The organism is Pseudomonas sp. NPDC089534, from assembly GCF_044749305.1.
Taxonomy (GTDB): domain Bacteria; phylum Pseudomonadota; class Gammaproteobacteria; order Pseudomonadales; family Pseudomonadaceae; genus Aquipseudomonas; species Aquipseudomonas ekonensis.
Genome location: NZ_JBIVHR010000146.1, coordinates 1 through 9,606 on the forward strand (window position 1 = coordinate 1; position 9,606 = coordinate 9,606).

Genomic DNA, 9,606 nt, shown 5'->3' on the forward strand with positions numbered 1-9,606 from the left:
AGGCAGGGCAAATTGAGATAACGTCGATCCCGCGGTTGACACCCCTTCACCCCTCTCTAGAATGGGTACCCATATCAAGTTTCGGGAATGAAACCCGCAATGAGTACCCATCTCAGCATCGCCGACGCCGCCGTACTGCTGAACGTCAGTACGCAACGGGTCAGAACCTTATGCCGCTCCGGCGAACTCCAGTCCGAGAAGATCGGCAACACCTGGATCGTCGAGCAAGCCAGCCTGAAAAACTACGGCCTCCGAACCGCACACATGATCGCACAAGACCACCCCGCCTACGCCGTCCAGACGTCGCCCGACCAACGCAAGCCGATCGCCCTCAGCTTCTTCTCCGGCGCCATGGGCCTGGATCTGGGCCTGGAAAAGGCCGGCTTCGACATCCGCCTGGCGTGCGAGTCGAACAAGCACTGCCGCCAGACCATCGCCCTGAACCGCCCCAACACCGCCCTGCTCGGCGACATCAACGACTGCACCGCCGAGCAGATCCTGGAGGCCGCCCAGGTGCGCGCCGAAGACGTCGACCTGATCGTCGGCGGACCGCCCTGCCAGGCCTTCAGCACCGCCGGCAAGCGCAAGGCGTTCAATGACGACCGCGGCAACGCCTTCCTCAAGTACATCGACCTCGCCCTGGAGATCCGCCCGCGCTTCATCGTCATCGAAAACGTGCGCGGCCTGCTGTCGTGCCCGATGGATCACCGCCCGCACAACCAGCGCGGCATCGAGTTCCCGGATCTGTCCCTCGACGAAATGAAAGGCGGCGCGCTCAATTTCGTCATCAGCGTGCTCAAGCGGGCGGGCTACACCTGCACGTTCAACCTCTACAATTCGGCCAACTTCGGCACGCCGCAGATCCGCGAACGGGTGATCATCATCTGCTCCCGCGACGGCAAGGAAGCCCCCTTCCTGACGCCTACGCACTCAGAGGACGGTTCCCACGGCCTGCCGGTCTGGAACAAGCTGCGCGGCGCCTTGCAGGGGATCGATCAGCACACGCACCTGAACTTCCCGGAGAAGCGCCTCAAGTACTACCGCATGCTCAAGGCCGGGCAGAACTGGCGCAGCCTGACGCCGGAACTGCAGCAAGAGGCCCTCGGCAAATCGTACTTTTCCGGCGGCGGCAAAACCGGCTTCCTGCGGCGCCTGCACTGGGACAAGCCGTCCCCGACCCTGGTGACCCATCCGGCCATGCCGGCCACCGACCTGGCCCACCCCGAGGAAGACCGGCCGCTGTCGATCCAGGAATACAAACGCATCCAGGAGTTTCCGGACGACTGGCAACTGGCGGGCCCGCTGATCGAGCAATACAAGCAGGTCGGCAACGCCGTGCCGGTGAGCCTCGGCCACGCGGTCGGCAGGCTGATCCGTGAAATGCTGGCCGGCACCGACACCGTCCCTCCGCAGAACTTTCCGTTTTCGCGCTACCAGGCCACGTCCCACACCGACTGGCTGCACGTGTTCGAACAGCAGAAGCAGAAGCACCAGTTCAATCTCGAACTGGCCTGAGAAAACATGGAAAAAAGGGGGCTCCAAGCCCCCTTAGACTTCACTCATCAGCGGACGAGTTGAGGCGCACCAGCCGCGACCACTGAATCGCACCTGCTTCGTCGCAAAACTCGTTCGTGAACTCACGGGTGAACTTGTTGACCATTTGCGCATACGAAACCTGGAACTCGGCATTGCGTTCCTGCGCCCGGTATCCCAGCGGCTCGATCAGCTCGACGAACAAGTCGGGATCGCCCGAGATGAATTCCCAGAAGCGTTGCCCGCACAGCTTGCTGTAGTCCCCCTTGTCCGGGTTGTTATCGCGTCCGTAGCAACACCCATTGACCGCAACGATGTTCAAGCCCGAGTCGCTGGTGCGCAATGTGCGCTGCGCCGTCTTGAAGTAGCTGCGCATCTGAGTGATTTGCGAGCTGTTGCCCCAATTGGGGCCGGACTTGATCGCGACGAGGTGCCGACGGCCTTCCTTGTCGAATTCCAGGTCGACGCCGGCGACCGCCGACTTCTTGCCGCCATAGGTCTTGCTGTTTATGAAGATCGCCAGGCCTTCTAGCCAGTCGCCGAACAACGTCTCTTCATTGGAAGAAACATGCGCATCCAGAATGCCCCGCACGATCTGCTCGGCCGTTTGCACATCCTTGGCCTTGAACATGTAGGGATTCTTGCGCTTGAGCACGCTCTTGAGCTTCAGCCGCGACAGGCTGTCCAGGCGTTTTTGGTGAAAGGTGCCGATGTTTTCTTCGACGTATTTGGCCACATCGGCCAGATCCAATGGCTGCATCAAGCGCATTTCCCTATCGAGTGAGTTCCGGAAAAAACAAAGGCGCATTACGCGCCTTTGTTTTGCCACGACCGCAGTCTACTTGAGATCCAGCACATCCTGCATGTCGTACAGACCCGGCTCGCGGGCATCCAGCCAGAGCGCGGCACGCACCGCGCCCTTGGCGAACGTCATGCGGCTCGACGCCTTGTGGGTGATCTCCAGGCGCTCGCCCTCGCAGGCGAACAGCACCGTGTGATCGCCCACCACATCGCCGCCGCGCACGGTGGCGAAACCGATGGTCTCGCGCTCGCGGGCGCCGGTATGGCCTTCACGGCCGTACACCGCCACCTTCTGCAGGTCGCGGTCCAGCGCATCGGCGATCACTTCGCCCATGCGCAGGGCCGTGCCGGACGGCGCGTCGATCTTGTGCCGGTGGTGGGCCTCGATGATCTCGATGTCCGCGTCGTCGCCCAACACCCTCGCCGCCATGTCGAGCAGCTTCAGGGACAGGTTGACGCCGACGCTGAAGTTGGCGGCGAACACAATCGGGATGTCCCTGCCGGCATCGGCCAGGATCTGCTTCTGGGCAGCATCCAGCCCGGTGGTGCCGATCACCATGGCCTTGCCCGCCTTGCGGCAGAACGCCAGGTTTTTCAGCATCACTTCCGGCAGCGTGAAGTCGATCAGCACATCGAACTCTTCCGCCACCGACTCCAGGTTGCCGGACAGCGGCACACCGATGCGGCCCAGCGAAGCCAGCTCACCGGCGTCCACCCCGATCAGCGTGCTGCCGGGACGGACGACGGCGGCCGTCAGGCCGGTCAGCGGCGCGCGCTGCTGCACCGCCTCGACCAGGATCTTGCCCATGCGCCCGGCAGCGCCCATCACAGCTATACGTCGCATGCCGACTCCTTACAGATCGCCGAAGAAGCGTTTCACGCCGTCGAACCAACCGGCGGTTTTCGGGGAATGGCTGTTGTCGCCCTCCAGCGAACTGCGGAACTCTTCCAGCAGCTCACGCTGGCGACGGTCAAGGTTGACCGGCGTCTCGACCGCCACACGGCACATCAGGTCGCCCGCGCCGCCGCCGCGCACCGGTGCCACGCCCTTGCCGCGCACGCGGAACTGCTTGCCGGTCTGGGTGCCTTCCGGGATCTTCAGCTTGACCCGGCCGTCGAGGGTCGGAATCTCCAGCTCGCCGCCCAACGCCGCGTCGACGAAGCTGATCGGCACTTCGCAGAACAGGTGCTTGCCGTCGCGCTGGAAGATCGCGTGCTCGCGCACGTTGATCACCACGTAGAGATCGCCGGTCGGACCGCCCTGGGTCCCGGCCTCGCCTTCGCCCGACAGACGGATGCGGTCACCGGTGTCGACGCCGGCCGGCACTTTCACCGACAGGGTCTTGTACTCTTCGACACGGCCTTCGCCGTGGCAGGAGTCGCATGGGTCGGTGATGATCTTGCCTTGGCCATGGCAACGCGGGCAGGTCTGCTGCACCGAGAAGAAGCCCTGCTGCATGCGCACCTGACCGATGCCGCCGCAGGTCGGGCACGTGGACGGCGAGGAGCCCTTCTTGGCGCCCGAGCCGTCGCACGGCTTGCAGTTGACCAGCGTCGGAACGCGGATGTTCACGGTCGTGCCGCGCACCGCCTCTTCCAGGTTCAGCTCCAGGGTGTAGCGCAGGTCGCTGCCGCGCTGGGCGCCGCCGCGGGAACCGCTGCGGCCGCCGCCGAAGAAGTCGCTGAACACGTCGCCGAAGATGTCGGAGAAGTTCTGGCCGCCGAAACCGGCACCGCCGCCGCCCATGCTCGGGTCGACGCCGGCGTGGCCGTACTGGTCGTAGGCGGCGCGCTTGCTGGAGTCGGACAGCACTTCGTAGGCCTCGTTGGCCTCCTTGAACAGTTCTTCCGACGCCTTGTCATCAGGATTACGGTCCGGGTGATGCTTCATCGCCAGGCGACGGTAAGCCTTTTTCAGCTCGGCTTCGCTTGAGCCGCGCTCAACACCCAACACTTCGTAATAGTCACGCTTTGCCATAAGTCTTCGCACTCTTAAGGACGTTCGGCAAACCCCTCCTGAGCTTCGCCGAACTCGTTGAGCCCCCAAACAGGCCCGGACCCAACTCACGTCGATTTCAACGATCCTGGTCTTTGATCCGATGCGGCACGTGCGGCGCGAAAAGCAGGAGCATTTCCGGCCATGCCGCCAGCATCCGAACGGTGTCGCATGCTGTAAAAATTCGCGTATTCCAGATACGCCAACGCGGGAGCAAGCTCCCGCGCGGCGACATCCTACCAGTCACCGCCCAACGGCAGTCAACCGGCCGACCAACAACTTACTTGTGGTCTTTGACTTCTTCGAACTCGGCATCGACCACGTCGTCGGCCTTTTCAGCCTTCTCGTCGTGCGGTGCCGCGCCTTCGGCAGGCTGGGCCTGTTCGGCGTACATCTTCTGGGCAACCGGAGCGGAGACCTTGGACAGCTCTTCAACCTTCGCGTCGATGGCAGCCTTGTCGTCGCCTTTCACAGCGGCTTCCAGGGCAACCACAGCCGCTTCGATCGCAGTCTTCTCTTCGGCGGTGACCTTGTCACCCGCGTCGGCAATCATCTTGCGGGTCGAGTGAACCAGCGCGTCACCCTGGTTGCGGGCAGCGGCCAGCTCTTCGAACTTGCGGTCTTCCTCGGCGTTGGCCTCGGCGTCACGCACCATGCGCTCGATCTCTTCGTCGGACAGGCCGGAGTTGGCCTTGATCACGATCGACTGGGTCTTGCCGGTGGCCTTGTCTTTCGCGCCGACGTGCAGGATGCCGTTGGCGTCGATGTCGAAGGTCACTTCGATCTGAGGCACGCCGCGCGGAGCCGGCGGAATGTCGGCCAGGTCGAACTTGCCCAGGGACTTGTTCTGTGCGGCTTGCTTGCGCTCGCCCTGCAGGACGTGAATGGTCACGGCGCCCTGGTTGTCGTCGGCGGTCGAGAACACTTGCGATTTCTTGGTCGGAATCGTGGTGTTCTTCTCGATCAGCGCGGTCATCACGCCGCCCATGGTCTCGATGCCCAGGGTCAGCGGGCTGACGTCGAGCAGCAGGACGTCCTTCACGTCACCGGCCAGAACGGCGCCCTGGATCGCAGCACCCATGGCAACGGCTTCGTCAGGGTTGACGTCTTTACGTGCTTCTTTACCGAAGAAATCGGTCACTGCCTTCTGCACCAGCGGCATACGGGTCTGACCACCGACCAGGATCACGTCGTTGATCTGGCTGGCGTCGATGCCGGCGTCTTTCAGGGCGATGCGGCATGGCTCGATGGTACGGTTCACCAGATCTTCGACCAGCGATTCCAGCTTGGCGCGAGAGATCTTCACGTTCATGTGCTTCGGACCGGACGCGTCTGCAGTGATGTACGGCAGGTTGACGTCGGTCGACTGAGAAGAAGACAGCTCGATCTTGGCTTTCTCGGCGGCTTCTTTCAGACGCTGCAGTGCCAGCGGATCGTTCTTCAGATCCATGCCCGACTCTTTCTTGAACTCGTCGACGAGGTAGTCGATCAGGCGCATGTCGAAGTCTTCGCCGCCCAGGAAGGTATCGCCGTTGGTGGCCAACACTTCGAACTGGTGCTCGCCGTCGACTTCGGCGATCTCGATGACCGACACGTCGAAAGTACCGCCACCCAGGTCATAAACGATGACTGTGTGATCGCCTTTGGCCTTGTCCATGCCGTAGGCCAGTGCAGCGGCAGTCGGTTCGTTGATGATGCGCTTGACGTCCAGACCGGCGATACGGCCGGCGTCCTTGGTGGCCTGACGCTGGCTGTCGTTGAAGTAGGCCGGAACGGTGATGACCGCTTCGGTAACCGCTTCGCCCAGATAGTCTTCGGCGGTCTTCTTCATCTTTTTCAGGACTTCGGCGCTGATTTGCGGCGGAGCCATTTGCTTGTCGGCGGCCTCGACCCATGCATCACCGTTGCCGGCCTTGACGATTTTGTAAGGCACCAGCTTGATGTCTTTCTGCACGACTTCTTCGTCGAAACGACGACCGATCAGACGCTTCACCGCGAACAGTGTGTTGTGCGGGTTGGTCACCGCCTGACGCTTGGCCGACTGGCCGACCAGGATTTCGCCGTCGTTGGCGTAAGCGATGATCGAAGGCGTGGTGCGTGCGCCTTCGGCGTTCTCAATCACTTTGGCCTTGCCGTTTTCCAGCACGGAGACGCAGGAGTTGGTAGTCCCCAGGTCGATACCGATAATTTTGCCCATGTTCACTCTCCCGAAACTTTGGATTTGGTTGCCGCAGCGGTCTTGGCCAACTGCGGTAGCACTTAAACGCTTGACTTCTAAATGGGGGCCTTACGGCGGATTTCAAGCCTTCTCGTCGATCGAAGGCGAAATCGGCGCCGGCGCCTTGCTGACCACGACCATTGCCGGACGCAGCAGGCGGCCGTTGAGCTGGTAGCCCTTCTGGAACACTTTCAGGACGCTGTTCGGTTCGACATCGGCGCTTTCCTGCATGGCCATCGCCTGATGGTGAACGGCGTTGAACGGTTCGCCATGGGGATCGATCGCTTCGAGCTGGTAGCGCTTGAGGGTGTCGTGGAACATCTTCAGGGTCAGTTCGATGCCTTCGCGCATCGGACGGATGCTTTCGTCGTCCGGGTTCGACAGCTCGAGGCCGCGCTCCAGGCTGTCGACGATCGGCAGCAGGTCGCCGGCGAATTTTTCCAGCGCGAACTTGTGCGCCTTCTCGACGTCCTGCTCGGCACGGCGGCGGACGTTCTGCAGATCGGCGGCTACGCGCAGAGATTGATCCTGCGCGGCGGCCAATTGCTCTTCGAGCACTTGCACACGGGTCGCCAGGTCATCACCCGAAGCCTCGGGCGCCTGATTGGCTTCTGGATTTTGCGTATCCACTGTCTGTTCGTCAGCCATAGAATTCTCCTTTCAATATCGTCCGCGGGCTGTACCCGCGCTTCTGCCCCGGTATATGGGGCCGCAAAATCAGGCTTCAAGGGCCTGGCGCGATTAACCCTACAAAAAAGTGCCGCATTTTCATTCCCGGGCGCGATAACCGCCGATCGCATCCAAGCCAATCGAGCTAAGGGAAGGCATTGTCAGCCCAAAACAAAACACTGTATAAATAACCAGACCTCAAGCCTGGGAGCGGCCCACATGCTGGTGCACCTGTCCGTACACAACTACGCCATCGTCGAACACCTCGATCTCGAGCTGGATCGCGGGATGAGCGTGATCACCGGAGAAACCGGCGCCGGCAAGTCGATCATGCTCGACGCCCTGGGCCTGACCCTCGGCGACCGCGCCGACAGCGGCGTGGTGCGCCCCGGCGCCGACAAGGCCGACATCCTGGCGACCTTCGACCTGGGCGACATTCCCGAGGCCGGTGCCTGGCTGGCCGAGCGCGACCTGGAAACGGACGGCCCGTGCATCCTGCGCCGGGTCATCACCAGCGAGGGCCGCTCCCGCGGCTACATCAACGGCACCCCTTGCCCCCTCGGCGACCTCAAGGCCCTCGGCGAGCTGCTGATCGATATCCACAGTCAGCACGAGCACCAATCGCTGCTCAAGACCGACACCCACCGACGCCTGCTCGACGAGTACGCCGGCGCCACCGACCTCGCCCGCCAGGTGCAGTTGGCCGCCCAGCGCTGGCGCCAGACCCGCCAGGAACTGGAGCGCCTCTCCAACTCCGGCGACGAGCAGCGGGCACGCCACCAATTGCTCAGCTACCAGCTCGAAGAGCTGGAAAACCTGGGGCTCGGCGAAAACGAGCTGGAAGAGCTGGAGCAGGAACACAAGAACCTGACCAACGCCGAAGCCCTGCTCGGCATTTGCCGACAAGTGGTCGACCATTGCAGCGAAAGCGACTCCGGCAACGTGCTGAGCGCCCTGACCGCTTGCCTGAACCGCCTGACCAGCGTCAACAGCACCATCGGCGCCCTGAACGAGGCCAGCAGCCTGCTGACCAGCGCGCAGATCCAGGTCGAAGAGGCCGTGGGCGAGCTCAATCGCTTCCTCGACAACTTCGATGCCGACCCGTCGCGCCTGCAGTATCTGGAAGAGCGCCTGGACACCATCTATACCCTGGCGCGCAAACACCGGATCCAACCCACCGAGGTCGCCGAACTGCAGCAAAGGCTGCTGGACGAGATCGAAACCCTGAACGCCAACGACGAGTCCATCGAGCGGCTCGGCGAAGAGCTGAACGCCTTCGCCCGCCATTATCAGGAGAAGGCCCGGGAGCTGAGCGACCTGCGGCATCAGGCCGCCGGCAGCCTGGCCGGCGCGGTGGAGCAGGAGATCCAGCGCCTGGGCATGCCGGGCGGCCGCTTCACCATCGAGCTTCGCCCGAACGACAGCGATGACCTGCAGCCCAACGGCCTGGAGCATGTTGAACTGCTGGTCAGCGCGAACCCCGGCCAACCGCTCAAGGCACTGGCGAAAGTGGCGTCCGGTGGCGAACTGTCCCGGATCAGCCTGGCGATCCAGGTCATCACCGCCCAGACCTCCCGCGTGCCGACGCTGGTGTTCGACGAAGTGGACGTCGGGATCGGCGGACCGACGGCAGAGATCGTCGGCCAGTTGCTGCGCCGCCTCGGCGAGCGCGGACAGGTGCTGACCGTCACGCACCTGCCGCAGGTGGCCGCCCAAGGGCATCAGCACCTGTTCGTCCATAAGGTGCGCGGCGAACAGGCCACTCACACGGCGGTGTCCCGCCTGGGCAAGAACGACCGCATAGAAGAGGTGGCGCGGATGCTGGGCGGCATCGACCTCACCAAGGAGTCCCTGGCGCACGCCAAAAAGATGGTCGTCGCCGCGAAGGCTTGACCCCTGCAGAAAGCACGAAGGCGACCCTCGGGTCGCCTTCGTTCGTTTCGCGAACCTGACGTTCGCGCAGCTGGCTTACTTTTTCTTGCGGATGTACAGCACGAGGTTGTGATCCACCAGCTCGACACCGTGCTCTTCGGCGATCGCCTTCTGGAGCTTTTCGATTTCCGGGCTGACGAACTCGACCACCTCACCGGTCTCCACGTTGACCATGTGGTCGTGGTGACCGCTGTCGGCCAATTCGAATACCGCGTGGCCGCCGTCGAAATTGTGACGGACCACGAGGCCGGCCGCTTCGAACTGGGTCAGGACACGGTAGACCGTGGCCAGACCGACGTCCTCGCCAGCCTCCATCAACGCCTTGTAGACGTCTTCGGCACTCATGTGGCGCTGCTCGGTGGAGTCCAGCATTTGCAGGATCTTGACCCGAGGCAGGGTCACTTTGAGGCCGGCTTTGCGTAGTTCGCTATTTTCAACCATGGTCAGCTTTCTCGCG

Annotated in this window: 8 protein-coding genes; 2 read left to right on the forward strand and 6 right to left on the reverse strand. The window is 62.8% G+C overall.

From position 1 onward, the window contains the following. Positions 1 to 99: 99 nt before the first annotated feature. Positions 100 to 1,515 (forward strand): DNA cytosine methyltransferase, encoded by a 1,416-nt coding sequence (locus ACIP0B_RS26945; RefSeq protein ID WP_400837906.1) that lies wholly within the window; start codon positions 100 to 102, stop codon positions 1,513 to 1,515. A gap of 40 nt (positions 1,516 to 1,555) precedes the next feature. On the opposite strand, the gene ACIP0B_RS26950 is transcribed toward ACIP0B_RS26945, so the two are convergent. The 5 genes from ACIP0B_RS26950 to grpE all read right to left on the reverse strand — a co-directional run bounded on the left by ACIP0B_RS26950 (position 1,556) and on the right by grpE (position 7,196). Next, entirely contained in the window at positions 1,556 to 2,293 is a 738-nt protein-coding gene (locus ACIP0B_RS26950; RefSeq protein ID WP_400837909.1) for a PmeII family type II restriction endonuclease, read from the reverse strand. 78 nt (positions 2,294 to 2,371) lie between these two features. Beyond that, positions 2,372 to 3,178, reverse strand: a complete 807-nt coding sequence (gene dapB / locus ACIP0B_RS26955; RefSeq protein WP_400837912.1) for a 4-hydroxy-tetrahydrodipicolinate reductase — start codon at positions 3,176 to 3,178, stop codon at positions 2,372 to 2,374. A gap of 9 nt (positions 3,179 to 3,187) precedes the next feature. Next, on the reverse strand, positions 3,188 to 4,312 hold the full coding sequence (gene dnaJ / locus ACIP0B_RS26960) for a molecular chaperone DnaJ (protein WP_400837915.1): 1,125 nt from the start codon (positions 4,310 to 4,312) through the stop codon (positions 3,188 to 3,190). Between the two features lie 298 nt (positions 4,313 to 4,610). After that, positions 4,611 to 6,527 carry a molecular chaperone DnaK gene (gene dnaK / locus ACIP0B_RS26965; protein ID WP_400837918.1) on the reverse strand — a complete coding sequence of 639 codons (1,917 nt, stop codon included), beginning with the start codon at positions 6,525 to 6,527 and terminating at the stop codon, positions 4,611 to 4,613. A 102-nt stretch (positions 6,528 to 6,629) separates the two neighbouring features. Then, positions 6,630 to 7,196 carry a nucleotide exchange factor GrpE gene (grpE, locus tag ACIP0B_RS26970; protein WP_400837921.1) on the reverse strand — a complete coding sequence of 189 codons (567 nt, stop codon included), beginning with the start codon at positions 7,194 to 7,196 and terminating at the stop codon, positions 6,630 to 6,632. A gap of 240 nt (positions 7,197 to 7,436) precedes the next feature. On the opposite strand from grpE, the gene recN reads away from it, so the two are divergent. After that, positions 7,437 to 9,110 (forward strand): DNA repair protein RecN, encoded by a 1,674-nt coding sequence (gene recN, locus ACIP0B_RS26975; protein ID WP_400837924.1) that lies wholly within the window; start codon positions 7,437 to 7,439, stop codon positions 9,108 to 9,110. 75 nt (positions 9,111 to 9,185) lie between these two features. Here the strand turns inward: recN and fur are convergent, their stop codons facing one another. Continuing rightward, positions 9,186 to 9,590 carry a ferric iron uptake transcriptional regulator gene (gene fur / locus ACIP0B_RS26980; RefSeq protein WP_007915216.1) on the reverse strand — a complete coding sequence of 135 codons (405 nt, stop codon included), beginning with the start codon at positions 9,588 to 9,590 and terminating at the stop codon, positions 9,186 to 9,188. Between the last annotated feature and the right edge of the window lie 16 nt (positions 9,591 to 9,606).

What these genes read in the sequence shown, in the direction of transcription:
- dnaK (WP_400837918.1), bottom strand. Translation starts at nt 6,527, where the DNA reads ATGGGCAAAATTATCGGTATCGACCTGGGGACTACCAACTCCTGCGTC.
- fur (WP_007915216.1), bottom strand. Translation starts at nt 9,590, where the DNA reads ATGGTTGAAAATAGCGAACTACGCAAAGCCGGCCTCAAAGTGACCCTG.
- ACIP0B_RS26950 (WP_400837909.1), bottom strand. Translation starts at nt 2,293, where the DNA reads ATGCAGCCATTGGATCTGGCCGATGTGGCCAAATACGTCGAAGAAAAC.
- recN (WP_400837924.1), top strand. Translation starts at nt 7,437, where the DNA reads ATGCTGGTGCACCTGTCCGTACACAACTACGCCATCGTCGAACACCTC.
- dapB (WP_400837912.1), bottom strand. Translation starts at nt 3,178, where the DNA reads ATGCGACGTATAGCTGTGATGGGCGCTGCCGGGCGCATGGGCAAGATC.
- grpE (WP_400837921.1), bottom strand. Translation starts at nt 7,196, where the DNA reads ATGGCTGACGAACAGACAGTGGATACGCAAAATCCAGAAGCCAATCAG.
- dnaJ (WP_400837915.1), bottom strand. Translation starts at nt 4,312, where the DNA reads ATGGCAAAGCGTGACTATTACGAAGTGTTGGGTGTTGAGCGCGGCTCA.
- ACIP0B_RS26945 (WP_400837906.1), top strand. Translation starts at nt 100, where the DNA reads ATGAGTACCCATCTCAGCATCGCCGACGCCGCCGTACTGCTGAACGTC.